This window comes from Actimicrobium antarcticum (genome assembly GCF_039536745.1).
GTDB classification, from domain to species: Bacteria; Pseudomonadota; Gammaproteobacteria; order Burkholderiales; family Burkholderiaceae_D; genus Actimicrobium; species Actimicrobium antarcticum.
This window is the reverse complement of record NZ_BAAAZE010000015.1, coordinates 1-25,149: the sequence shown is the minus strand read 5'-3', so window position 1 is coordinate 25,149 and position 25,149 is coordinate 1. Positions and strand designations below refer to the sequence as shown.

The following is a 25,149-nucleotide window of genomic DNA, read 5'->3' as shown; positions in this document are numbered from 1 at the left end:
TATTTGGTGGGCACCACTTTGGCGGGTCAATGGCGTGCTGTACAGACGTCGTTGGTGAGGCGCTTACTTGCAATCAGAACGATACCGGAGATAGACCGGACACAAGGACTTTTTGTTCGACAAACAAAAACGCCAACCGGTGAGGGTTGGCGTCTTGTAAGGTAATTCATTGGTCGCCCGGGGCGGACTGGCTACCAAAACGCCTAACTCGTTGATTTAAAGCGATAAATAGCGATAAATTCGAACCATTAGGTGGTCCACCTATATGGTGCACCCCATGACGAATTTTATCCTCTTTCCCTATGACGCGAATCGCCAAAAATAAGGGCGCCAGGTGCACCAACAGGGCGGGCGTGAAATCGCCGTTAAATTTTATTTCTCAATAAGTTATGAAAACAACGAATGTCGCTTCCACCGTCGGTAGCGCCCTACATAACTATATGTTCTGTACTTCGGTCAGGCGCGCGCTATCGTGCTACGCGATCGATTATTGAAGCACAGAGTTCGGCGTAGACGTTCATGCCGGGCGCAATCAGCGGCGCAAGGGTATCGCGCATGAAGGCGTCAGCATTATTGCCAGCGCCTCTAAGGCCCAACAGAGCTTTTATTTGCACAAAAATTTCTCCGGATGCGCGTTTCAAGTCATCAGGAGGGTTCCCTCGGTCCTGACTGTTTTGCAGTGCGCGCAATTTGATTTCCAGCGCGGCTTCGATCAGTTCAGCCTTACCTTCCCGCTCTAAGAGTGCTTTGATAACTTCATCATCCAGGAGATATGACTCTAAGTTTCGACGTCTGAGAACAAGATTTCCATCGGCTTCGAAGTCGCCCACCTCGGCTGCCGAGCGATCATCAAGGTCGCACAGCGACACGACCCGGGCAGTAGGTAAGATGCCGCTCAAAGTTTGACGAACAGTGATTCCGCTGGCTGCAAGCTGGCTAGAAGCGCCACCGGATAGGAAAAGCACATCTGCATGATGAGCACCGAGAACTTTGCTCAGCACCTCCGCATCGAAGTTTTTGCGTTTATTGGCGCCTTCCGAGGCACCTTCGCAAACAACGATAACTCGTGGCGCAACTCGACTACTCAGGTCATCGATCGCAACCGACAGCATTTTTTCCCAAGTAAGTCTGCCGAGATTGCTCGGCACGATCTCTCTTGGAACGTCGGGATCGACGCCGTCGAAATCTATAATACAGACTGAACCTGGCGCCGCCGTGGCCATCTCGTGGGCTGCTCTTAATACGCCCAGCGAGTGCGTGGTTGCCCAAAGTTGTGAGTTGTCCGGGATAATATTGACCATTTCGCGTAACAGCAAACCTTGAACGCGCGTGTGTAAGTGTGTTTCCAGTTCGTCAATGCAGTAGACCGCGTCCGCAAAAAATTTTTTCTTCACGTGCAGATCAAGCAGCAAATCAAACGCCGCTTTTTCTCCGCCAGAAAGATTTTTGAAGTGGTATGCCTTCGACGTTCCCTTCTCGAAGAAAAAGGTGCCTGTTCCAAGCGGGTCAGCGATGTTGTTTAGGACAAGATCGCCAAACACGGCTTTCATCGATGTTCTGAGCTGCCCTATCAATTCTTCTCTGAGTGCTTGCACTGTCTTGTTATCGTTCTCGTCATTGTAGACACCTGCCATCGTGTCGTAGACGAGCCTCTGGTAATTTTGGGCTACTGCCTGGTCGTTATCGATCGATCGACTGACCCGAAGTTCTTCTGACGGAGCCGCAGGTTTGGTTATTCCCGTCATCGAAAAATCAGGATCGTTCCGGTAGGCCGTGCGCACATACAAGCATCCCTTTTTAGGCGCTGCGCCGTCAGCGAGGGTTACTTGAACAGTGTCGGTCCACGCGTAGTGCTCGTCCTTGCTCTTACGATAATAAAGGTCGTCATTACTGTAACCAAATCCGGCGGTCAGGCGATACCAATTAAGCAGCCCATCGAACAGCGATGATTTTCCGCAGCCGTTTGGGCCGACAATCAGCACAAGCTTGGCAGTGGGTGGAATGTCGCGAATGGCAAGGTCGGTAAAACGCTTGAAATTTTTGAGCCGGATTCCGGTAATCTTCACTTGTGCCTCAATCCCTGTTGATGGAGCAAAAAAATCTCGACTGAGCGTGCCGAGTACACTATCGTCCGTTGTGTCTAAGCACTAGCCGGTTTTCTGATCACGCAAGCTTCGTTGCGATCTGCTGGGACACGTTGCGGCCATCCTCATCGCTTGCTACCGCGAATAAAAACAAACAACGACCGCTACTAGACTGTTCCCATTGGTGGCCGACTTGTTGCTTTTCGCGAGAGTCGTCGTTTGTTCGGTAAGGTTCGCCTTTGTATTCAACCGCCAACACCCGGCCATCAACCAGTTCGGCGACGAAGTCTGGATAGAAGTAGTCAGTGGCGGTAGGCAGCCAGAATGAGAACTTTTCTTGTCGTTCGATGTTGCGCACCCAATGCTTGACCTTTGCGTGCGCGTCGATGGCTTGGGCGCAGCGGAACTCTTCGGCCACGGCCCCAGCCTGCGTTTTCTCTCGTAGGTCGTGGATCACTGGGTAGAAGTGCTTGGAGAACTCGTAGCTGCCCTGATACATCAGCCGCGCTGGGTATTGGCCAGGCTGGTAGTGGAAGCTGTAATGCGCCAATTCCTCAACGCCCGGCACCGCCATGTCCATCAGTCGGCCTTGAAAGCCTCGGGCCATGGCCATCTGGCGCAGCCGCCCGATTTCCTTGACCAATGCCTGTGCTAACTGGAAGCGGGCGCGAACGAGTGCCGTCAGGGTGAAATGACGCTCGGCCATCAGGTGCGTCACCATTTTGACCAGATACGCCTGCATCTGTGGCTGCCCGATATCGCTTTGACGGACCTCCACATCGAGCCAACGAATCAAGTCTTGCTGGCTGGTGTGGCTGACTGTCTCATTTAGCAGGAGCTGCTGGGCATCGGTATGCCGGTAGGTGACCCTAGCGCCATTAACATCAATTTCGAACGAGTTGACGGTCTCGGTGATGGTGAACCCGGCCAACTGCACCTGTTGATCCAGCAGGCTCCAATCGCCCAAGCTGGAAAGCGTTTCGCGCTCCACCACTTCGAGGTGGCCGTCCAGATTCAGGCAGAGCTGTGGGATGGCGGCGAAATCCAGCCCCAACTGGGCCGGGGCGCGCATGGCTTGGCGCGCCGCCCGGTGGGCATCAAACTGCTCCTTGACCTTCTCGCGCGCTTTGGCAGGCATGGCGTTGCTGATAAACGCCTCTGCCTGCGCCAGTATCGCGCTGCTGACTTCACCATGAAGCAGGACCGTGGCGCCCTGTGTGGTCGGCACGACCCGCACTGCCTGCTTCAATTCGTCGGGCCAGTGTTGGGTGTCGGGTGCCTGCGGCAGCTCGATGTGGCACTCCGGTATGGCGGGCGTGGCCGCACCTCCGGCCCGGCCTGCGGTGGGTGCGCCACCCTCGCCACCAGTCAAGGGCAACGGTTGCTGGGGGATGATCAGCGAAGCAGTTTCCAGCTTCTCAAAGCCCATGTTCTGCACCATACGGTCTTTGAGCGTGGCCGCAGCCTGCGCGAAGTTGTCGGCAACGATGTGTGCATAGGCGCGGTTCAGCGCGTCCTGCGTCCGGTTTTTCGCATAGGGCATGCGAAGCACCCGGCCCAGCAACTGTTCCACGTCCTTCGACGAGTTGACCGATTGCAGGCTGGCCAGCACATAGGCAAACGAACAGTCCCAACCCTCTTTCAGAGCCTCCACAGTGATGACGTAGCGGATGGGACAGGCAGGGTCAAGCAGGTTAATCCCGTCCAGCCCCTTCTGCGTGCCGGTGGCCACCGCAATCTGTTCTTCCGGGACTCGCTCCTGCTCGATCAGGTGTTGGAGCACCACAGCTACCGTAGCCTCGCCATTGATGGGCATGGCCTGCACCAAGGCAATGGGACGGACGTAATCGGACTCCCGTTGCGCGGCTACTTCCAGGCGGTCGCGGGTCAACACAGCATCGCGCAGGCAGTCGCGCCAGCCCTGCGGGTGCTCGGCCAGCACGATGGGCAACTTGATCATCTGCTCGGCTTTCAGCTCGGCGGCAGCGACGTGATACAGCACGTTGTTACCCGGCACCGGGGTGGCGGTCATCTCGATGACGCAGCTTGGGTTGACCCGGCCCAGCGATTTGAAAAAACGGTCGGTGCGGTTGTTGTGCGCCTCATCTACGATCACGATGGGCGATTGCAGGTGCATCCAGTTGGCCACTGAATATTTCACCCGTCCCACGTCCTTGGCGGTCAGGTAGGGTTGGGTCTGCAAATCGGCCTCAGTCACCTTCTCTAAGCCGTTCGATAGCTGCGGCGGCAGGTTGTCGAAGTGTGGCGCCAGCTCTTCGAAGAACGAATACACATTGCGCTTGGCCGTGTCGGTCACGTTAAAGGACTGGATGGTGGCCACGATGACGATGGCTGCCTTACCGACATCGTGCGGGCTTATGGCCTGCAAGCTTTCCAAGTCGCACACTTGCACGCGGTCTCCAAAGTGGTGGGCTAGCGCCTGCCGGTAGGGGTGGCGCGCATTGGCAAGGGCTTCGAGGGTCTGCGAGCGGATGGTGTCAGAGGGCGTGAGCCAAAGGGCGATGGGCGCATCGCTGTCCAGCACTGCCTTACCTGCCATAGCGACAGCGTGCGCCGCCATGATAGTCTTGCCGCCTCCTGTGGGCACGCGCAGGCAGACACATGGGACATTGCCAAACAAGGCTTGGTAGGTCTCGCCTGTCCGGTTCTGGCCCGCAAGGGTCGCGGCGTAGGCATCCACTACCGGCTTGCTTCGGGTGTCAGTCAAGAATTGGGTCAGCACCGCGAGGGCGCTCTGTTGGTAGGTTTTGAGTGTCAGCATGGTTTTTGTTCTTCTGGCTGGTCAACGCATCTTCACGTCATATGGAATCTGCTTGAAGGTGATGCCCTCAGCGGCAAGGCGCGAGGCACCCAGCCGGGACATTTCGCCATAAACCACTTTCGGCCCCTTATGCGGGAATATCTCATTAATGGCTTGCAGCACGGCATGGGTCATGACGTTGCCGCCTGCCGGACGACGGTCGCCCAAGATGCCGTTGTAAAGCAGGTAATAGGCTGTGCCGTTGTCGATGCCCAGCAGCGGCTTGTCAAAAATCTGATTGCCCGGCTTGCCGGTTTCAAAGTGCCAGACATACGCGGCAAGCGTAGCGAACTTGACTTCCGCGCTGATCCGGCCATGCTCGTCAAAGGCGGGCTCGGCCAAAGTGCAGAAGCGAAAGCCGCCACCGCCATTCCAATTCATACTTATGCTAATGCCACCTTGCTCACCTTCGATGACCTTCTGCATGCGGGGCAGGCAGTGTGTGCTAGCGTGCTCACCCATCTCTATGCCGATGTAGCGACGGCCCATCTTGTGCGCGACTGCGGCAGTAGTGCCAGAACCTAAATAACTATCCAGAACAAGATCACCCGGCTCTGTCGATAATTCAAGCACACGTCGAATCAGTTTCTCTGGTTTCGGTGTTGCAAATGGATCGTCAGGGAAAAGTTCTTTCATCTCTTTCTTTGCGGTTCGAGTTTGGTCCACTTCCTCCGCAAGCCAAAGCGTTCTTGGCACCAAACCGTCTCGTGCATCAGAGAGGAATTTCTTTAGCTTGGGCAACGAGTAGTTGCCTGTCTTCCCCCAAAACAGAAGGCCTTCTCGAAGATGGCGTTCGTGCTCTTCTTTGCCATAAGCCCACACACGAGTCCGGCGTGGCCAAACTTCTTCACCAGTGGTGGGATGCTTGATCGCATAGAAAAGGTTGGGGCGCTCGTCAGCTGATTTTGCGCACTTGTAATCGATTTCTCGCCATGGGCCTCGGGGGTCATTGTCTTGATTTTTGTAAGCAGCGTCCGCAGATGCGGTTCTGCTCAGTCGGTTGATCTTGAATAAATCGAGCGACCTTGCGTAGACAAGAATGTGGTCGTGATCGGATGAGAAATATTGCGCATCGTTTCGCGCGCTCGTCGTCTTCTGCCATACAGCGCTTGACACAAAGTTACGCCGCCCGAACACCTCATCCATCAGCACTTTGAGATAGTGCGACTCCGCATCGTCAACCGTTACCCAAATGCTGCCGTCCTCAGTCAACAATTCGCGCAGCAGGACCAATCGGGGATACATCATCGAGAGCCACTGACTGTGCTCCAACTTGTCGTCGTAGTGCTCAAATGCACTTTGGGTGTTGTAGGGCGGATCAATAAAAATGCATTTGACCCGGCCCGCGTAAAACGGGATCAGGGCTTTCAGTGCCAGCAGGTTGTCGCCTTGAATCAGCAGGTTGTCGGCATTTGCGCCGCTCACGTCGCCATGGACCAACTCCTGTTTGAGCAGGTGATAGGGAACCTCCCGCGTGGCCTCCTTGGCTTGCTTTTTGTTTACCCAGTCTAAAAATGGCATCTAATTGTCTTTTTTGTTAATTGTCGCCTTCGCCTGAACCCGCCAGGCAAAGCACATAAAATAATATGGTTTACAAGTACGGCTCTTCGCCCCTTTGTGTCAGGCACTATGGGGCATAGTGCTCAATCCACCATGTTCTTTTGGATGTAGTCGTTCCACCATCCTTTGGTGTATTGCAGTTTCTCGATATCGATGAATGGAAAATTGAGGGCGCTGAAACCTTCCTTTGCCTGTAAATCGACCGCTGCTTTGCTCCGCCGATAATGGCGGCCTTTGATACTTTGATTTTTATGCCCGGTCCATTGATCGGCGCGCACATCGTCCATGTCGTCGACGCTGAGCATTTCGCAAACCGTGTCTCGGAAGCTGTGCATGACCTTATTGCGCTCGACGTGAATTCCGACTAATTTCAGATACTCATTGCCATCGTGGGACAGACGCCGCTCACGTTTGCCTTTCGCATCCAGGGGGAAGGTTGGAAAAAAGCGTGTGGCGCCCAGTTCCTGTAAGTCCTCGATGTATGTCTCGATCCCAATCTCGTAGAGATCTGGGTGAAGCGGCACCAAACGTCGCGACTCCAAGTTTTTGGTGCGCTTGGCGGAGCGTGGATTGCGCTGGTGTTCAATCGTGTGCGGTGCGGCGCGCGGGATGTGGCGAATGGCAATGCACCGAATGCCCTTTTCTTCAACGAAGTCGATCAAGTCAAGGGACGCTATTTCATTCAGCCGCGCGCCCGTGTAGAGGGCGAGCAATAGGCCCCAGAACTGAGAGGGTCGCTTGGCGAGCATGAATGTGGTCGAATTAAATATGGCCCGCAGTTCATGCTCGTCGAAGCCATCGGCGCCCCCGACGTTGTGGCCGTCAGAGTGTTTCGGCAGGTTCTCAAATGGGTTGTCGCCATCGCGCCGCCCGGATTTGATCAGACAGTCGAAAAAGCTCTTGATGTTGGCAACGCACAAATTGGCGCTGTTGCCGCTGATGGCATCAATGGGATTGCCTTTTTTATCTTCCAGTTTTGGCGGATGTTTCAGGATGGCTTGCGTGGTGCCCAACTTGATGCCGCGCTTTCTCGCGTGCAGGGGGATGAAGGCTAGCGCATCGTTGAATTCCTTAATTTCAACGGGACGAATCTCATGGGCCAGGCGATGGTCGCCGCCGATCAACTCTGCAAACAGCTCGAAGCTCTCGGTGTAGGCGTCTTTGGTGGACTGAACGATCTTCTTCTTCGATTTGAGGTATTGGTCGAAGCCCTCACGAAGGGTTGTTGGCCGCAGTGGCGGCGCTGTGCTGGCTACCGCTGCTGCTGCGATCGCTGGCGGAGATGATGTCACTTGTGCCAACTCCGCTAGCAACTCGTCGCACAGCCGTTTTGCTGCCGCTTGCCGCAGCAGGCGTTCATCCTCGGTCAGGTCGCCAAGCTGGCTGTCTTTGTGCAGCTCGCGCCAGCTTTTCGCCGTCTTGCGCACGGCTTCCATTTCCTTTTCGCCAATGGCCGGATCAGCATTGGTTTGCAGACGCTGAACGGAAAGTCCGCCATCTGGTCGGAAGTCGAGTCCTTCGACTACCAACTTTTTGATCTCGTCTGGATTAATCGAGTTTGGGTCGATTGCCATGAGGATGTCGAGCCTCTCCAAAAGTGGTTTTATGCGTTGGGAAATTTGGTAGCCATAAAACTTTGCTGCGCTAGGGTAACGTATGCCAAGAGAACGAACAAGTTCACGCTGCCCCAGGAGAGCCGCGAAGCGGTCCGATAGGACCAGACGAAATTAGTAGATGCCGTGCCGGGACCGGCGCAGATAGGAGGGAAGTAGCATGGTCAGACCTCAGTTGAGGTGGACCACCTAATTGGTGCACCGGCTAAACGCCGGAAACGAAAAAGCCCTGCGAAAACAGGGCCTTAGGGTCTTGGTGGCCCGGGGCGGAATCGAACCACCGACACAAGGATTTTCAATCCTCTGCTCTACCGACTGAGCTACCAGGCCAAGGGGCGCAAGTATATCAAACATCCTGAATTATGCAAGTCAGCGCGGCAATCTAGTTTCGAGCCAGCCGCTATAATCCCCGCACGGCATCTTCGCCACAATTTTTAGATCGAGCGTTATGCATACCGACATTTGCGTTATCGGCAACGGCACTATTGGCAAGGCAGCAGCGTTAGGGTTGGCGCAGGCGGGATACCGGGTAGCGCTGTTGTGCCCGCCGCAGCCGAACAAGCCAGCAAACGCGACGCCTGCCTCGTGGGATTTGCGGGTGTATGCGCTGAACGCGGTGGCGCGTGATCTGCTCATGGCGATCAAGGTCTGGGATGCGCTGGATGCCTCGCGTATTGCGGCGGTCGATGGCATGGTGGTGAGCGGTGAGGGCGCGCAGGCGGGCAAGATCGCTTTCGATGCCTATGGCGCGCACGTTGCCGCGCTGGCCTGGATCGTGGAGCATCGCAATCTGGATCAGGCGCTGGATGCCGCATTGCGCTTCACGCCCAATGTGACGCTGGTCACCGACGTTGCTGCGGCGCTGCGTGTCGATGCGCACTTTGCGCATGTCGAACTGGCCAGCGGCGCGCAGATGACGGCGGCGCTGGTCATCGGTGCCGATGGCGCCCATTCATGGGTGCGCAACCAGTGCCAGATCGGAATCGATTACCGTCCCTATGAACAGCGCGCCGTCCTCAGCAACTTTGATTGCAGCGCAGATCATCAGGGTGTGGCGCATCAGTGGTTCACTGACAATGACGGGATCATCGCGTTGCTGCCGTTGCCGGGTCGGCGTGTCTCGCTGGTGTGGTCCGCGCCGGATGCGTTGGCGTCGACCTTGCAGGATGAGTCTCTGGCCGCGTTGGCGCAGCGGTTGACCGCGTTGCCCGGGCAGCCGTTCGGACAATTGCAGCCGATGACGCCGGAGTGTGTGCAGTCGGTTCCCCTTGCGCTGATCCGCGCGCATCAACTGGTTGCGCCGCGCGTGGCATTGATGGGGGATGCGGCGCATGTGGTGCATCCGGTGGCCGGGCACGGGATGAATCTGGGTTTTGGTGATGTCGCCGCGCTGATGACGTTGCTGGCCGAGCCCGACGCACAACGCGACTGCGGCAATGCACGTACGCTGGCCAGTTATGCCCGTTCGCGCAAAGAAGATATTCTGATGATGCAGCTGGCTACCGATGGCCTGCAGCGTTTGTTCTCGTCACAGTTCGCGCCAGTGCGGCTGGTACGCAATCTTGGTTTGAACTTGCTGGATAAACTGCCTGTCATAAAGCGGCGCCTGATGTCGCACGCGGCCGGTGTCCGGCGCTGACTGGCGTTGGTGCGGATTAACGTTTTTGATTTCTCCTGAATGGAAGTTGCATGAATATGTTGAAGCCTGTACTAGTCGTGTCGTTGCTCCTGGCGAGCGCATTTGTGGTCGCACAAACTGCGGCACCCAACTCCACGGAAGCCAAAATCAAGAAGCTGATCGAGCCGCGGCTCGGTGAAGGCGCGGTGGTCGAGTCGGTCCGCAAGACCAACTACAGCGGCCTGTACGAACTGCATGTCGGCGGCGATATTTTGTACACCGACGAGCAGGCCAAATACCTGTTCGTTGGTCGTGTCCTCGACAGCAAATCATTCAAGGATTACACCAAGACGCGGATCGACGAAATCAGCCGCATCAAGTTTTCCGATCTGCCACTCGAGTCCGCGATGAAATCGGTCAAGGGCGATGGCAAGCGCGTCATCGTGGTTTTTGAAGATCCCAATTGCGGTTACTGCAAGCGGTTCCACCAGACCTTGCAGGGCGTCGATAATGTGACGGTTTATACCTTCCTGTACAACATCCTGTCCGAGGATTCGTCGGTCAAGGCCAAGAATATCTGGTGTTCGGCGGACCGCAACAAGGCCTGGGATGACTGGATGCTGAAGAACAAGGAAGCCGCCGTCGCACCCGCCAGTTGCACCACGCCCAATGACAAAATCTTCGCACTGGGTCAAAAAATGCGTATCACCGGTACCCCGACCATTTTCTTTGCCGATGGCAGTCGTATTCCCGGAGCTGTCGACGCGAAAGGGCTGGAAGCCAAATTCGCTGCCGTGAAATCCGAGGCAGCTGCCCAGTAAGCAGCACGTTCGTGCGGTTTGTCCGCGCGCGATCTGGTCCTGAATGTCTCGGGATGAAATCGGGTTGCGGACAAGCATTTGTCAAATCCGCTATATTCCGTCAATCAATGCCTCACCCACCCTGAATGACGGAGTACTCCATGGTCACACTGAATATCAACGGCAGCGACATGCAGGTCGATGCCGATCCATCGACCCCGATCCTGTGGGCACTGCGTGACAATCTGAATATGACCGGCACCAAGTTCGGTTGCGGCGCGGCCCTCTGTGGCGCCTGCACGGTACACCTGAATGGCCAGCCGATCCGCTCCTGCGTCACACCCATCTCGGCAGCTGCCGGGGCAAAAATCACCACCATTGAAGCGATGCAGGCCGACAAGGTCGGCAAGGCAGTCCAGGATGCCTGGGTCAAGCTCGATGTACCGCAATGCGGTTATTGCCAGAGCGGCCAGGTCATGACGGCGACGGCTTTATTGCGGTCCAATAAGTCGCCATCCGATGCCGATATCGATGCCGCCATGAGCGGCAACATTTGCCGTTGCGGTACCTATCAGCGCATCCGGGCCGCCATCAAGGATGCGTCCAAAGCCCTTGCTTGATTGTCGGCATTCTGGTCAATCCGATGGTCTGACCGATCGCCTGAACGATCGACTGAACCACACCGCTCTCACTGCCACTTTCCGGAGAACCCTATGCGTACCGAATGGATGAAGCATCCTGCTGACGCCGCCACCGGCGTCTTGCCCGCACCGAACGTACCCGTCACACCGACCGCGGCTAACGTCTCGCGCCGCAGTTTCATGAAAGCCACCGGCGTGCTCGGTGGTGGTCTGATGCTCGGTTTTTTTGTACCTGGCGCGAACAAGTTTGCCTTTGCCGAAGCACCCAAGCCAGTCTATGCACCGAACGCGTTCTTGCGTATCGCGCCTGACAACACCGTCACCGTTGCCGTCAACCGGCTCGAATTCGGCCAGGGCGTCAATACCAGCCTGCCGATGCTGATTGCCGAAGAACTCGATTGCGACTGGTCGCAAGTGCGCAGCGAGCTCGCGCCGGCGGCCGATGTGTTCAAGGACCCGATGTTCGGCATGCAGATGACCGGCGGCTCCGGCACCATCGCCCACTCGTATCTGCAATACCGCGAAATCGGCGCCTCGGCGCGCCTGATGCTGATTGCTGCGGCGGCCGATCAATGGAAGGTCAAGCCGGTCCAGTGCCGCACCGAGCAGGGTGTCGTGATCGGTCCCGCTGGCCAGAAGGCGACGTACGGGTCACTGGCCGATGCGGCCATGAAACAGCCGATGCCGGAGAAGGTTGTCCTGAAAGAGGCCAGGAATTTCCGTTTGATCGGCAAACCAACGCCGCGTCTCGATGCACGCGTGAAATCCACCGGCCAGCAAATTTTTGGTATCGATGCCAGCGTGCCCGGCATGAAGGTCGCGGTCGTTGCGCGTCCACCGGTATTTGGCGGCAAGGTCATCAAGGTCGATGCCAGCAAAGCGCTGGCGATCAAGGGCGTGCTCGCCGTGCTGGAAGTGCCGACCGACCGCGGTGGCCGTGGCGTCGTGGTGATCGCCGACGGCTACTGGCCGGCCAAGACCGGCCGCGATGCACTGGTGCTGGAATGGGATAGCACCGGCCTCGAAAAAGTCAGTAGCGACAAGCAGCTCATTGCGTACAAGGCACTGGCGCGCCAACCGGGCAAGATTGCCCGCAATGCCGACATGTCGAAGCTGGCGGATGCGCCCAAAAAAATCACGGCCGAGTTCGAGTTCCCGTATCTGGCCCATGCGCCGATGGAGCCGCTCAACTGCATCGTCGATCTGAAAGCCGATGCCTGCACGATCTGGTCCGGTACCCAGTTCCAGACCGTCGACCAGGCGGCCGCAGCACGCACAGCCGGCCTCAAGGTCGAGCAGGTGACGGTCAACACGATGATGGCCGGTGGCGGTTTCGGTCGACGCGGCGTGCCTAGTTCGGACTTCATTATCGAAGCGGTACAGGTCGCCAAGGCCTGGAAAGCGTCCGGCAAGACCAGCCCGGTCAAGGTCATCTGGAGTCGAGAAGACGATATCAAGGGCGGCTACTATCGTCCGTCCCATGTGCATCGCGCTGAAATCGGCATGGATGCTGCGGGCAACATCGTCGCCTGGAATCACACCATCGTCGGCCAGTCGATCATGACCGGTACACCCTTTGAAGCATTCACGATCAAGGATGGCGTCGACAGCACGATGGTCGAAGGCATGGGCGAGCCGTACGATCTGCCCATGAAGCTCTCGACCCATATCGTCACTGCCAATGTGCCGATCCTGTGGTGGCGCTCGGTGGGCTCGACCCACACCGGCTACGTGATGGAAACACTGATCGACGAAGCCGCGCAAATGGCCGGTGCCGATCCGGTCGCGTATCGCAAGAAACTGATCGGTGACAAGCACCCGCGTCACCTCGCGGCGCTCGATCTGGCGGTGGCCAAATCCGGTTACGGCACGACCAAACTCCCGGCCGGACAAGCCTGGGGCGTGGCCATGCACGAGTCGTTCAATTCGGTCGTGGCGTATGTTGTCGTCGCCTCGCTCAAGGATGGCAAGCCGACGCTGCACAAGGTGACTGCCGGCGTGCATTGCAACCGCGTGGTCAATCCGATGACCGTCGAAGCACAGGTGCAGGGTGCCGTGCTGATGGCGCTGGGCACGACCTTGCCGGGTGCGGCCGTGACGTTGAAAGACGGCCTGGTCGAGCAACAGAACTTCGGCGACTACACGCTGGCGCGCATGCCGGACATGCCGGAAGTGAGCGTGCATATCGTGGCCTCGGACGATGCACCGACCGGCATGGGCGAACCAGGCTTGCCACCGCTGGCACCGGCCTTTGCAAACGCGCTGGCCAAACTCAGTGGCAAGCGTTTGCGCAAGTTGCCGTTCGACCTGGCGTAATGGCGTGATGGCGGACGCGACAGTCACGATACCCACGACAGCCACGATAGCCACCACGGGCCATTGCACTGGCATCGTGCTGGCGGCAGGGCGTGGTCGTCGCTTCGATCCGAGCGGTTTGCAGGACAAGCTGCTGCAAATCCTGCCGCTCGGCGAGCACAGTCAGCACAGCCAGCACATTGCAGTGCAATCGGCGCAGCGCATGGCGGCTGTCTTGCCAACCACGCTGGTGGTGGTGCACCCGGATGCATTACGCTTGATGACGGTATTGCATGAAGCCGGATGCGTCACGAGTTGCTGCGCCGATGCAGCGGCCGGAATGGGGCACACGTTGGCGCATGCGGTACGCACCTGTGCATCCGCGTCCGGCTGGATCATTGCGCTGGCTGACATGCCGCATGTGAAGTCATCGACCATCGCTGCACTGGATGCGGCGATTCGCGATGGCGCTGATATTGCCGTGCCGGTATATCTGGGGCAGCGCGGCAATCCGGTCGGCTTCAGTCGGCAGCATCGGGATGCGTTGTTGCGCATTCGGGGCGACCGGGGTGCCCGCGATATCGTCCGGATGTCGTTGGTGACCGAGGTCGAGGTCGATGATCCCGGCATACTGATCGATATCGATACGCCGGAGGATTTGCTGCAGTTTGCCTGAGCACCTGCGGCTGTCTTGTATGATCCGTGTTGCCTTTCAACTTACAGAATGCCTCCTGCATGAATACCAATTTTTTCAACAAGCGTCTGGCGCACCTGCTCGGGTTCGCCGGGCTGATCCCGTTTGTCCTGCTGTCGCTGTCGTGCTGGATCGTGCATCCGGACTGGCTGGGATTCATGATCAAGGGGCAGCTGGCGTACGGGATTGCGATCCTGTCGTTCCTGGGAGGAATCCACTGGGGCGCTGCGCTGTGCTGCAATTTGCTGAGTATCGACCAAACCAAACGCGCGCTGATCTGGGGCGTGACGCCATCGCTGATTGCGCTGGTGGCATCGCGGATGATCATCGGCGTCGGTTTTGCGGTGCTGATGGCGGGCTTTATCGTCGCCTACCAGATCGATAAGCGGCTCTACCGCTGGTACGACATTCCCGACTGGTTCATCAGCCTGCGTTTCAAACTGACTTGCGTGGTGGTGGCTGCGCTGACGCTGACCTTCCTCGCTGCCAATGTACGGAGCTGACATGACTTCACCTATTTATTACACCATCGTGGCCAGCGACCTGGCTGGCCACCTGTTCGACGTCACGCTCACGGTAGCCGCGCCGAACCCGGCCGGACAGGTGGTGTCGTTGCCTGCCTGGATACCGGGCAGCTACATGCTGCGCGAATTCGCCCGCAACATCGTGCAGATGCGCGCCACGTCAGGCGGCAAGAAGGTGGCGCTGGTCAAGCGCGACAAGCACACCTGGCAGGCCGCGCCGTGCAGCGGACCGCTGGTCATCCGTTACGAGGTCTATGCCTGGGACCTGTCGGTGCGTACGGCACATCTGGATCAGACGCACGGTTTCTTTAACGGCACCAGCGTGTTCCTCACCGTCGAAGGACAGACCGATGTGCCGCATGTCGTCGAGATCGGCAAACCGGACGACCCGGCCTGCAAGCACTGGCGTGTCGCCACAGCGTTGCCGGAACTCAAAGCCAAACGCTACGGATTTGGCAGCTACATTGCGGCGGACTACGACGAGCTGATCGACCATCCGGTCGAAATGGGCAGCTTCACCCTCGCGACGTTTTTGGCCCATGGCGTACCACACGATATCGTCATCAGCGGCAAGGTGCCAAATCTGGACATGGCGCGCCTGCAAACCGATCTGACGAAAATCTGCGAAGCGCAGATCGCCCTGTTCGAGCCGGAATCCAAACGTGCGCCGATGTCGCGCTATCTGTTCATGACACTGGCGGTGGGCGATGGCTACGGCGGGCTGGAACATCGCGCATCGACCGCACTGATTTGCCATCGCGCCGATTTGCCGGTACTTGGACAGACCGACATCAGCGACGGCTACCGCAGCTTTCTGGGCCTGTGCAGCCACGAGTATTTTCATACCTGGAACGTCAAGCGCATCAAGCCTGCCGCCTTCGCGCCGTATGCGCTGGCGACCGAAAACTACACCTCGCTGCTGTGGTTGTTCGAAGGATTCACGAGTTATTACGATGACCTGATGCTGGTGCGCAGCGGTGTCATCGACCAGGTTGCCTATTTCAAGCTGCTCGACAAAACCATCAACAGCGTCTTGCGCGGCAGCGGTCGCAGCAAGCAAACGGTGGCCGAATCCAGCTTCGACGCCTGGATCAAATATTATCGGCAGGATGAAAACGCGCCGAATGCGATCGTCAGTTATTACACCAAGGGATCATTGGTGGCACTCACGCTCGACCTAACGATACGCGCCGGTACCGGCGGCAAAAAGTCGCTCGATGATGTGATGCGGGCGTTGTGGCAGCGCTATGGCCGGGATTTTTTCGCGGTCCGCCGTGGCGTGACCGAGGACGACGTCGAGGCCTTGTTCGATGAAGTCAGCGGCCTGAAACTCAAGCGCCTGTTCGACCGTGCCGTGCGCGGCACCGGCGACCTGCCGCTGGCTGAAATCCTCGCGCCGTTTGGTGTCGAATTCGCCGCCGCGAAAGCACCAGCGACGGTAGCTCTCGGCGTACGCACCACGCGCGATGGCAATGACTGCAAACTCGCCAGCGTGTATGAAAAAGGTGTCGCCCATCGTGCCGGGCTATCCGCCGGCGATCTGCTGGTGGCGCTGGATGGCTTGCGGGTGACTGCGACCAACCTGACCGATTTGCTCAAGCGTTATCGGGCTGGCGACAAGGTCGAGGTACATGCCTTCCGACGCGACGAGTTGATGACCTTTTCGGCCAAACTGGCGCTGGACGATGCACCGCAAAATAGTCTGGTGATGCAAGCCAAGCCAGCGGCCGCCGTCAAATTACGGCGCCACTGGCTAGGCTGACGGGCAACCGATTCAGGCAAACAAGCGATGCAGTTCAAAGCCCGGATCAGGCGCCCGCATGAACGCTTCGCCGACCAGGAATCCATGCACGTCGTGGTCGCGCATGCGTTTGACATCATCGGTGGTGAGGATGGCCGATTCGGTGATGACCAGCTTGTCGGGTGAAATGCGCGGCAACAGGTCGATGGTGTTTTGCAGCGAAGTCTCGAAGGTGCGCAGGTTACGGTTGTTGACACCGAGCAGCGCGGTTTTCAGCTTGAGCGCCGCGTTCAATTCCTCGGCATCGTGCACCTCGACCAGCACGCCCATGCCCAGTTCGTGGGCGATGGCTTCCATTTCTGCCATCAGGCCGTGATCGAGCGCCGCAACGATCAGCAAAATGCAATCGGCGCCCCAGTGCCGCGCTTCATAGATCTGATACGGATCGATCATGAAATCCTTGCGCAGCGCCGGCAAACTGCAGGCTGCCCGGGCCTGCCGCAGGTACGCCGGTGCGCCCTGAAAGAACTGCACATCCGTCAATACCGACAGGCAGGATGCACCGAACTGCGCGTAGCTGGCAGCGATTTCCGCTGGCTTGAAATCGGCGCGGATCACGCCTTTCGAGGGCGAGGCTTTCTTGATTTCGGCAATCACGCCTGCCTGGCCCGAGGCGATCTTGTTGCGCAGGCTGGCTTCAAAACCGCGCAGGCCGGCGCGCGCTTCGCTGTCGGCTTCGACTTCCCGGCGCAGGCTGGCAAAGTCGCGGTATTTCTTGGCGGCAGAGACTTCATCTGCCTTGACGTCGAGGATGTTCTTGAGGATGTCGGACATGATTTTTTTTCGGTTCAGGTGCGGGCAAGTTGCTGCGTGACGTGGATGAATTGTGCGAGCTTGGCGCGCGCGGCGCCGGATGTGATGGCGGCCTGGGCCTTGATCAAGCCGTCGGCAATCGATGGTGCGATACCGGCGGCATAGAGCGCCGCGCCGGCATTGAGTGCGACGATATCGCGCACCGCTCCCGGCGTGTCGTCGAGCGCATCGAGAATTTTTTGTTTCGACTCAGCGGCACCGCTCACCTTGAGGTTGCGGCTGGCAACCATCGCAAGGCCAAAGTCTTCCGGATGGATTTCGTATTCGCGGATTTCGCCATTGACCAGTTCCCCCACCATGGTGCCGGCACCGAGCGAAATCTCATCCATGTTATCGCGACCCCAGACCACCATCGCATGCTGCGCGCCGAGTCGCTGCAGGACCCGCACCTGTATGCCCACCAGATCCGGATGGAACACACCCATCAGGATATTCGGTGCGCCAGCCGGATTGGTCAGCGGGCCGAGGATGTTGAAGATGGTCCGTACACCGAGTTCCTTGCGCACCGGCGCGGCATGTTTCATGGCCGCATGGTGATTCGGTGCAAACATGAAGCCGATGCCGGTCTGGGCAATCGACTGCGCAATTTGCTCGGGCTTGAGATTGATATTGACGCCGAGGGCTTCGAGTACATCGGCGCTGCCGGACGACGATGACACGCTGCGGCCGCCGTGCTTGGCGATGCGGGCACCGGCGGCGGCGGCGACGAACATCGTGGCCGTCGAGATATTGAACGTGTGCGCACCGTCACCACCGGTACCGACGATGTCGAGCAGATTGGTGGTGTCGGCCATCGGCACCTTGGTGGCGAACTCGCGCATGACTTGCGCAGCGGCGGCGATTTCACCGATGGATTCTTTTTTGACGCGCAAGCCCATCGTCAGTGCCGCAATCATGACCGGCGATATCTCGCCTTGCATGATCTGGCGGAACAGCGACAGCATTTCATCATGAAAAATTTCGCGGTGGTCGATACAGCGCAACAGCGCTTCTTGTGGCGTGAATAGCATGAGTGTCCTGTCAGTGCGGACCGGCGCGCGGTCCGTGGATGTGTGGAACGGCGTTGTGGCTGGGTCTCCAGGTTGCCTAGCCGCGCAGGAAATTTTTCAGCAGCGCGTGACCATGCTCCGACAAGATCGATTCGGGATGGAATTGCACGCCGTGCAAATTGAATTCCTTGTGCTGCACGCCCATGATTTCGCCATCGTCGGTCCAGGCAGTCACGTCCAGGCAAGCCGGCAGCGAGGCCCGTTCTATTGCCAGCGAGTGATAGCGGATGACCGTGTACGGACTGGGCAATTCCTGGAATACGCCCACGCCGGTATGCGCAATCAGCGAGGTCTTGCCGTGCATGACTTCGCGTGCGCGAACGACCTTGCCGCCGAATGCTGCACCGATGGCCTGATGGCCAAGGCAGACGCCAAGGATCGGAATCTGCCCGGCGAAGCGTTGCAGCAGCGGCACCGAGACTCCGGCTTCGTGCGGCGTACATGGTCCCGGTGAAATGCAGATATGGTCCGGCTGCAGCCTGGCGATCTCGTCCAGCGTGATGTCATCGTTGCGCACCGTGCGCACGTCTTCACCGAGTTCGCCGAAATACTGCACGAGGTTGTAGGTGAACGAATCGTAATTGTCGATCATTAGCAGCATTTCAGATTTCCCCGTCCAGGCCGTCTTGCACTTGTTCTGCTGCGCGCAATACCGCGCGCGCCTTGTTTTCGGTTTCCTGCCATTCCATTTCCGGCACCGAGTCGGCGACGATGCCGGCGGCCGCCTGCACGTACAACATGCCATCCTTGATGACGCCGGTGCGGATCGCAATCGCCAGGTCCATTTCGCCGCCGAACGACAGATAGCCGCAGGCACCGCCATAGATGCCGCGCTTGGTCAGTTCGAGTTCATCGATGACTTCCATCGCCCGCACTTTGGGCGCGCCCGACAAGGTGCCGGCTGGGAAGGTGGCTTTCAAGACATCGAGGTTGGACAGTTTGGGTTTCAGCACGGCTTCGACATTCGAAACGATATGCTGAACATGCGAATATTTTTCGATCACGAACTGGTCGGTGACCTTGACGCTGCCAGTTTGCGCGATGCGGCCGAGGTCGTTGCGCGCCAGGTCGATCAGCATCACATGTTCGGCGATTTCTTTCGGATCATGCAGCAATTCGGTGGCCAGTTCGGCATCCAGTTCGGGCGTCGAACCGCGTGGCCGGGTGCCGGCGAGCGGGCGTATCGTGACCTTCTTCTGGTCGGCAGAGATGCTTTCATTGCGCACCAGGATTTCTGGTGAGGCGCCGACGATCTGCATGTCGCCAAAATTGTAGAAGTACATGTAGGGCGACGGATTCAGCGAGCGCAGTGCGCGATACAGGCTCAATGGCGAATCGACGTAGGGCTTGCGAATGCGCTGGCCGATCTGGACCTGCATCAGGTCGCCCGCCATCACGTATTCCTTGGCTTTGGCAACGGCCTTCAAGTACGCATCGCGCGGAAAGTCACGTACGGTCTCGGTACGCACCGAAGCCGAGGTGACCGGCGCATCGACGGCGCGGCGCAGCATCGCGCGCAAGTCTTTCAGGCGCTGGCGTGCTTTGGAAAATGCTTCGGGTTTGGTCGGGTCCGCGTAGACGATCAGGTAGAGCTTGCCGGACAGGTTGTCGATGACGGCCAGCTCTTCGGTGACCATCAACTGGATGTCGGGCAGACCGAGGTCGTCTTTCGGCGTCGAGTCGGCCAGGCGTCTTTCGATGTGGCGCACCGTGTCGTAGCCAAAATAGCCCGCCAGGCCGCCACAGAAACGCGGCATGCCCGGACGGATCGCGACCTTGTAGCGGCTTTGGAATTGTTCGATGAAGTCGAGCGGATTGCCTTCGATGGCTTCGGTGACGTGACCGTCGACCAGCACTTCGGTCAGGCTGCCTGTGCTGCGCATGAGCGTGTTGGCGGGCAAACCGATGAACGAGTAGCGGCCGAAGCGTTCGCCGCCGACGACCGATTCGAGCAGGAAGGTGTTCTTTCCGGTGCCCTGGGTCTGTGCCAGTTTCAGGTACAGCGTCAACGGGGTTTCGAGATCGGCGAAGGCTTCGGCGATCAGGGGAATACGGTTGTAGCCTTGCGTGGCCAGCGATTTGAATTCGAGTTCGGTCATGGTTCTCTCCAGGCCGCCATTGTAATGTGGACGGTAGGTTATCTAAAAACGTTGGCGCCCGCAGGCGACATCAACGGCGAATCGAGGGACAGTTCAGCCCGGGATTTGCCAGCCTCGCCACAGCCAGGCCTCGGGAGCGCTGGTGGTCGATGCGTATGTTTTTTTGACGGGAACCATGAGTGATTGTTGTTAGTAAGTGTTGTTAGTACGAGGTCAGTAAGAGATACGTCCGGCGGCTTCGAGCAGCGTCTGGACTATACCATCCGAGTCAATCGACTGTACAGGTTCGCCATGGTTGTAGCCATACGGAACCGTCAGCACGAAGCAACCTGCCGCACGCGCTGCCACGGCATCGTTGGATGAGTCACCGATGGCCACGCTTTGCGCGGGCGCGAGGCTGAAATCCTTGCAGACTTGCAGGAAAGGGCCCGGTTCGGGTTTTTTGGTCGGCAGGGAATCACCGCCATAGATGATCTCGAAGTAGTCGCGCAGGCCGGTTTTTTCCAGCAAGGGCAGGGCGAAGTCGATCGGCTTGTTGGTGACGCATGCCAGGCGCAGATCCTGCCGGCGCAATTGCTCCAGCCCTTCCCGTACGCCGGGATAGAACGTGGCGAAGTCGCCATTGATGGCCAGGTAGTGGCGCTGGTAGGCAGCCAGTGCAGCCGGAAAGTGAAGCTCGACCTCCCGTGCGTCGTAATCCACGGCCAGCACGCGGCGCATCAGGTTCTCGGACCCTTTCCCCACGAAGCCTTTGATGGTGTCGATATCGATGGGCGCCAGCGACAACTCCTCGCGCATGCGGTTGATTGCGCAATGGAAGTCCGGCGCGGTATCGAGCATGGTGCCATCGAGGTCGATGATCACGGCACGGATGCCGGAGAACATCATGCCTGGACGCCGACGCTGGCAAGTTCGGCGCGCATGGCGTCGATGACTCCCTTGTAATCCGGTTTGCCGAAAATGGCAGAGCCAGCGACGAAGGTGTCGGCACCGGCCCTGGCGGCGGCGGCGATATTGTCGATCTTGATACCGCCATCGACTTCGAGCAGGATGTCGCGGCCCGAGTCATCGATGAGCCGGCGCGCGGCAGCGATTTTTTTCAATGCTTCCGGAATGAACGACTGACCACCGAATCCCGGATTGACCGACATGATCAGGATCAGGTCGATCTTGTCCATCACGTGTTCGAGGAACTGCAACGAGGTGCCCGGATTGAATACCAGGCCCGCCTTGCAGCCATGGTCCCGGATCAATTGCAGCGTGCGGTCGATGTGCTCGGAGGCTTCGGGATGGAAGCTGATGATGTTCGCGCCAGCCTTGGCAAAGTCAGGGATGATGCGGTCGACCGGTTTGACCATCAGGTGCACGTCGATCGGCACTTGTACATGCGGGCGAATCGCCGCGCAGACCAGCGGGCCGATGGTCAGGTTCGGCACGTAGTGGTTGTCCATGACATCGAAATGAATGATGTCGGCGCCAGCACTCACGACGTTGCGGACTTCTTCGCCGAGTCGGGCAAAGTCGGCTGACAGGATGCTGGGAGCGATATGGTAAGTTGTCATGGTCGTCAATTCTATTGGGGTGCGGCATTTTAACCCTGCTGCGCTTGCTAAGCGCCGGTGCGTTCGTCAGAATGTGCCGTCGATCCGGAGGCGGAGCCTGCGCGGACCAGCGTGAAGCCCACCGTTCAGAAATCACTCTATCAGTCATCAAGGAAAATTCATGGCAGCAGCCTACGAGCTTACGGTGTCCGTCCGCACGCAGTATTTGGCGGATCAATCCGAGCCGGATCGTTCGACATTTGTCTTTGCGTATGCGGTGACGATCAAAAATACCGGGCAGATTCCGGCGCAGGTGATTTCACGGCACTGGGTCATTACCGATGCCAACAATCACATCGACGAAGTGCGCGGACTGGGTATCGTCGGCCATCAGCCGTTGCTGGAGCCAGGTCAGGTATTTGAATACACCAGCAGCGCAACGCTGGCCACGCCACAGGGGTCGATGCGCGGCGCGTATTTTTGTGTTGCCCAGGATGGGGAGCAGTTTCAGGCAGTGATTCCGGAGTTTGTGTTGTCGCTGCCGCGCACCCTGCACTAACCTTGCATCGAGTTATTCGGGCTTGTCATCCTTTGGCGGTAACTTCCTCGGCGGCGGTTGTCGCGCTTTCGGGCCGGAATACATGGTCCACCAGACAATGAAAATCAGCAGAAAACCTGCCACTCCAGCCTCCAACAGTAATAGCCACATAGCAGATCATCTTTCCATGTCATCAAAACGACTTAGTTTACTCGCTTCCCTCTCTCTGCTCGCCGTCGTTTTGGCGGGTTGCTCCACAGTTAAGCCTGATCGCATACCAGGTCCTTCAGCGACGCCCGGTCCTGTCGTTCCACCCGTCGTGATCAAGGGAGATATGCTGCGCCCGTCCAGTTTTGGCGCTTTGCCCGGCTGGGACAAGGATGACCAACGGGAAACCTGGCCAGCGTTTATGGCTTCATGCGATGTACTGGTCAAAAAAGCCGACTGGAAAGAAGCTTGCACTGTCGCCCGCGATGTCAATGTCGCTGACCTGCAGGCAGTCAGGCAATTCTTCGAAGCGTTCTTTGTGCCGAATCAGGTATTTAATCCTGACGGTACCGATGCCGGCCTGGTGACGGGCTATTACGAGCCGCTATTAAAAGGTGCCCGCAAGCGTGGCGGTGCCTTTCAGACACCGCTGCATCGGGTGCCGGATGACTTGCTGACGATCGACCTTGCCGGCATTTATCCTGAACTGAAGGGAATGCGCTTGCGTGGACGCATTCAGGGAAACAAGGTCATTGCGTATTCGTCCCGGGCCGACCTAATGAAGGGCGGTGGTATGAATGGCAAGGAATTGTTGTGGGTCGATGACCCGATCGAGGCATTTTTCCTGCAAGTGCAAGGGTCCGGTCGGGTCCAGTTCGCGGATGGCGGCGCGGTTGTTCGCGTTGCCTATGCCGATCAAAACGGCTATCCCTACAAATCGATAGGCCGCTATCTGGTCGATCGCGGTGAAATGACGCTCGACCAGGCTTCCGCGCAAGGGATCAAGGCCTGGTACGTCGCGCATCCGGATCGCCAGCAGGAGCTGCTCAATGCCAATCCAAGTTATGTCTTCTTCAAGGAAGAATCGATTGTCGATCCAAGGAAAGGCCCGAAAGGTGCCCTTGGCGTGCCATTGACGCCGCAGCGTTCGATTGCCATCGACAGCCAGTTCATTCCACTTGGCGCTCCCGTATTTTTGTCGACCACGCAGCCCAACAGCGCCGCTGTGCTGCAGCGACTGGTGATGGCGCAAGATACCGGCGGAGCAATCAAGAACCCGGTGCGGGCTGATTTTTTCTGGGGCTTCGGCGCCGAGGCCGGAGAGAAGGCCGGCCGCATGAAGCAGCGTGGCATGATGTGGGTCCTGTTGCCGAAGTTGCCAGCAAGAGCAGCTCTGGCGAAATAATGAATTATCCCGTTTCAATTTTATGGAGCTAAGAGAGAGCGATGAGTTACGAAATGATTTTGGTTGAAACGCAGGGTCATGTTGGTGTCATCCGCTTGAATCGTCCCAAGGCGTTGAACGCCTTGAACGACCAGTTGATGGATGAGCTGGGTGCCGCGCTGGTGCAGTTTGACGGCGACGCAGACATTGGCTGCATCGTCCTGACGGGAAGCGACAAGGCCTTTGCTGCCGGCGCCGACATTGCCGCGATGGCGAACTACAGTTTTATGGACGCATACAAGGGCGATTACATTACCCGCAACTGGGAACAGATTCGCAAGATACGCAAGCCCGTCATTGCAGCGGTCGCTGGTTACGCACTGGGTGGCGGATGCGAGCTGGCCATGATGTGTGATTTCATTATTGCGGCCGAGAATGCCAAGTTCGGTCAGCCGGAAATCAAGTTGGGCACGATTCCCGGAGCGGGCGGTACCCAGCGATTGCCGCGTGCTGTCTCGAAAGCCAAGGCAATGGACATGTGCCTGACCGCTCGGATGATGGATGCTGCCGAGGCGGAGCGGGCCGGATTGGTGTCTCGCGTCGTTCCTCTTGAGAAATTGTTTGACGAAGCGATGGCTGCTGCGACGGTTATTTCTGCGATGTCATTGCCGACAGTAATGATGATCAAGGAATCGGTCAATCGAGCCTATGAATTGACATTGTCGGAAGGTGTGCTGTTTGAGCGCCGCATGTTCCACAGTACCTTCGCTCTGGAAGACCAGAAAGAGGGCATGAAAGCTTTTATCGAGAAACGCTTGCCAGCCTTCCGGGGTATTTGATATAGTTCGGCTCCCGTCGAGAGGCGGGCAGCAGTACGCAGTAAGTAAGGGTTTGAAGCGCAGGCGTTCTTTTGGTAGCAGTTGATCAAGGAACGCAGGTTTTGCTGGCAGTAACCAGCAGAACACGGCAACGAAACAGTTGACGGCAGCGCGGCAAACCTCCATACTCTCGTTCTCTGCTGCAGACAAACAAAACGCTTTGTCTGAAGCGCGAAACGCGGCACGGTCGGCGAGGTTGGTCGAAGTGGTGCGGCTAGCGCGGTAGAAGTTCTTTAACAATTAACAGTTGATAAGTGTGGGCACTTGATGAAAGCGCACTGTAGTGGTTTCGGCTGCTACGGAGTCTTTACATATAGCAAGTGCTCACAAAGAAGAAATAATAGGACAGTTCGCAAGAACTGGCCTGTCAGACTTTTGAGTGAGCGACCGGTCCGAAAGGACCATGTC

The 25,149-nt window shown here is 57.9% G+C and carries 20 protein-coding genes and 1 tRNA gene; 10 read left to right on the top strand and 11 right to left on the bottom strand.

What is annotated here, in order from left to right; all coding sequences use genetic code 11:
• Positions 1–467: 467 nt before the first annotated feature.
• From ABD720_RS18250 to ABD720_RS18230, 5 genes are all read right to left on the bottom strand, one after another.
• Entirely contained in the window at positions 468–2,066 is a 1,599-nt protein-coding gene (locus ABD720_RS18250; RefSeq protein WP_344765546.1) for an AAA family ATPase, read from the bottom strand.
• Positions 2,067–2,163: 97 nt separating this feature from the next.
• Positions 2,164–4,866: a DEAD/DEAH box helicase gene (locus ABD720_RS18245; protein WP_344765545.1), complete on the bottom strand. Its 2,703-nt coding sequence runs from the start codon at positions 4,864–4,866 to the stop codon at positions 2,164–2,166.
• A 21-nt stretch (positions 4,867–4,887) separates the two neighbouring features.
• Positions 4,888–6,426, bottom strand: a complete 1,539-nt coding sequence (locus ABD720_RS18240) for a site-specific DNA-methyltransferase (RefSeq protein ID WP_344765543.1) — start codon at positions 6,424–6,426, stop codon at positions 4,888–4,890.
• 122 nt (positions 6,427–6,548) lie between these two features.
• Positions 6,549–8,039 (bottom strand): site-specific integrase, encoded by a 1,491-nt coding sequence (locus ABD720_RS18235; RefSeq protein WP_344765541.1) that lies wholly within the window; start codon positions 8,037–8,039, stop codon positions 6,549–6,551.
• A 293-nt stretch (positions 8,040–8,332) separates the two neighbouring features.
• Positions 8,333–8,408: transfer RNA gene (locus ABD720_RS18230), tRNA-Phe, on the bottom strand.
• 118 nt (positions 8,409–8,526) lie between these two features.
• On the opposite strand from ABD720_RS18230, the gene ABD720_RS18225 reads away from it, so the two are divergent.
• The 7 genes from ABD720_RS18225 to ABD720_RS18195 all read left to right on the top strand — a co-directional run bounded on the left by ABD720_RS18225 (position 8,527) and on the right by ABD720_RS18195 (position 16,412).
• A complete protein-coding gene (locus ABD720_RS18225; protein WP_344765540.1) occupies positions 8,527–9,717 on the top strand; it encodes an FAD-dependent monooxygenase in 1,191 nt (396 codons plus the stop codon).
• 50 nt (positions 9,718–9,767) lie between these two features.
• Positions 9,768–10,517 carry a DsbC family protein gene (locus ABD720_RS18220; RefSeq protein ID WP_344765538.1) on the top strand — a complete coding sequence of 250 codons (750 nt, stop codon included), beginning with the start codon at positions 9,768–9,770 and terminating at the stop codon, positions 10,515–10,517.
• Positions 10,518–10,657: 140 nt separating this feature from the next.
• Entirely contained in the window at positions 10,658–11,116 is a 459-nt protein-coding gene (locus tag ABD720_RS18215) for a (2Fe-2S)-binding protein (RefSeq protein ID WP_344765537.1), read from the top strand.
• Positions 11,117–11,209: 93 nt separating this feature from the next.
• On the top strand, positions 11,210–13,453 hold the full coding sequence (locus ABD720_RS18210; protein WP_344765535.1) for a xanthine dehydrogenase family protein molybdopterin-binding subunit: 2,244 nt from the start codon (positions 11,210–11,212) through the stop codon (positions 13,451–13,453).
• Positions 13,454–13,460: 7 nt separating this feature from the next.
• Positions 13,461–14,108, top strand: a complete 648-nt coding sequence (locus tag ABD720_RS18205) for a nucleotidyltransferase family protein (RefSeq protein ID WP_344765533.1) — start codon at positions 13,461–13,463, stop codon at positions 14,106–14,108.
• A 59-nt stretch (positions 14,109–14,167) separates the two neighbouring features.
• Positions 14,168–14,629, top strand: coding sequence for a DUF3429 domain-containing protein (locus tag ABD720_RS18200; protein ID WP_344765532.1), 462 nt, complete (start codon positions 14,168–14,170; stop codon positions 14,627–14,629).
• A gap of 1 nt (position 14,630) precedes the next feature.
• On the top strand, positions 14,631–16,412 hold the full coding sequence (locus tag ABD720_RS18195; protein ID WP_344765531.1) for a M61 family metallopeptidase: 1,782 nt from the start codon (positions 14,631–14,633) through the stop codon (positions 16,410–16,412).
• Between the two features lie 12 nt (positions 16,413–16,424).
• On the opposite strand, the gene trpC is transcribed toward ABD720_RS18195, so the two are convergent.
• The 6 genes from trpC to rpe all read right to left on the bottom strand — a co-directional run bounded on the left by trpC (position 16,425) and on the right by rpe (position 21,974).
• Positions 16,425–17,225, bottom strand: coding sequence for an indole-3-glycerol phosphate synthase TrpC (trpC, locus tag ABD720_RS18190; RefSeq protein ID WP_344765529.1), 801 nt, complete (start codon positions 17,223–17,225; stop codon positions 16,425–16,427).
• A gap of 14 nt (positions 17,226–17,239) precedes the next feature.
• The gene (gene trpD, locus ABD720_RS18185; RefSeq protein WP_344765528.1) at positions 17,240–18,274 is read right to left on the bottom strand and encodes an anthranilate phosphoribosyltransferase; all 1,035 of its coding nucleotides are present in this window, start codon (positions 18,272–18,274) and stop codon (positions 17,240–17,242) included.
• A gap of 76 nt (positions 18,275–18,350) precedes the next feature.
• Positions 18,351–18,914, bottom strand: coding sequence for an aminodeoxychorismate/anthranilate synthase component II (locus ABD720_RS18180; RefSeq protein WP_344765526.1), 564 nt, complete (start codon positions 18,912–18,914; stop codon positions 18,351–18,353).
• 1 nt (position 18,915) lies between these two features.
• A complete protein-coding gene (gene trpE, locus ABD720_RS18175; protein ID WP_344765524.1) occupies positions 18,916–20,412 on the bottom strand; it encodes an anthranilate synthase component I in 1,497 nt (498 codons plus the stop codon).
• 213 nt (positions 20,413–20,625) lie between these two features.
• Positions 20,626–21,300: a phosphoglycolate phosphatase gene (locus ABD720_RS18170; protein ID WP_344765523.1), complete on the bottom strand. Its 675-nt coding sequence runs from the start codon at positions 21,298–21,300 to the stop codon at positions 20,626–20,628.
• Positions 21,297–21,974, bottom strand: a complete 678-nt coding sequence (rpe, locus tag ABD720_RS18165; protein ID WP_344765521.1) for a ribulose-phosphate 3-epimerase — start codon at positions 21,972–21,974, stop codon at positions 21,297–21,299. The genes ABD720_RS18170 and rpe overlap by 4 nt, the downstream gene beginning before the upstream one ends.
• A gap of 160 nt (positions 21,975–22,134) precedes the next feature.
• Between rpe and apaG the strand changes: the two genes are divergently transcribed.
• The 3 genes from apaG (at position 22,135) to ABD720_RS18150 (ending at position 24,702) form a co-directional block, all read left to right on the top strand.
• On the top strand, positions 22,135–22,512 hold the full coding sequence (apaG, locus tag ABD720_RS18160) for a Co2+/Mg2+ efflux protein ApaG (protein WP_344765519.1): 378 nt from the start codon (positions 22,135–22,137) through the stop codon (positions 22,510–22,512).
• A 166-nt stretch (positions 22,513–22,678) separates the two neighbouring features.
• Positions 22,679–23,884, top strand: a complete 1,206-nt coding sequence (mltA, locus tag ABD720_RS18155) for a murein transglycosylase A (protein ID WP_344765517.1) — start codon at positions 22,679–22,681, stop codon at positions 23,882–23,884.
• Between the two features lie 41 nt (positions 23,885–23,925).
• Positions 23,926–24,702: an enoyl-CoA hydratase gene (locus ABD720_RS18150; protein WP_344765516.1), complete on the top strand. Its 777-nt coding sequence runs from the start codon at positions 23,926–23,928 to the stop codon at positions 24,700–24,702.
• Positions 24,703–25,149: the final 447 nt, after the last annotated feature.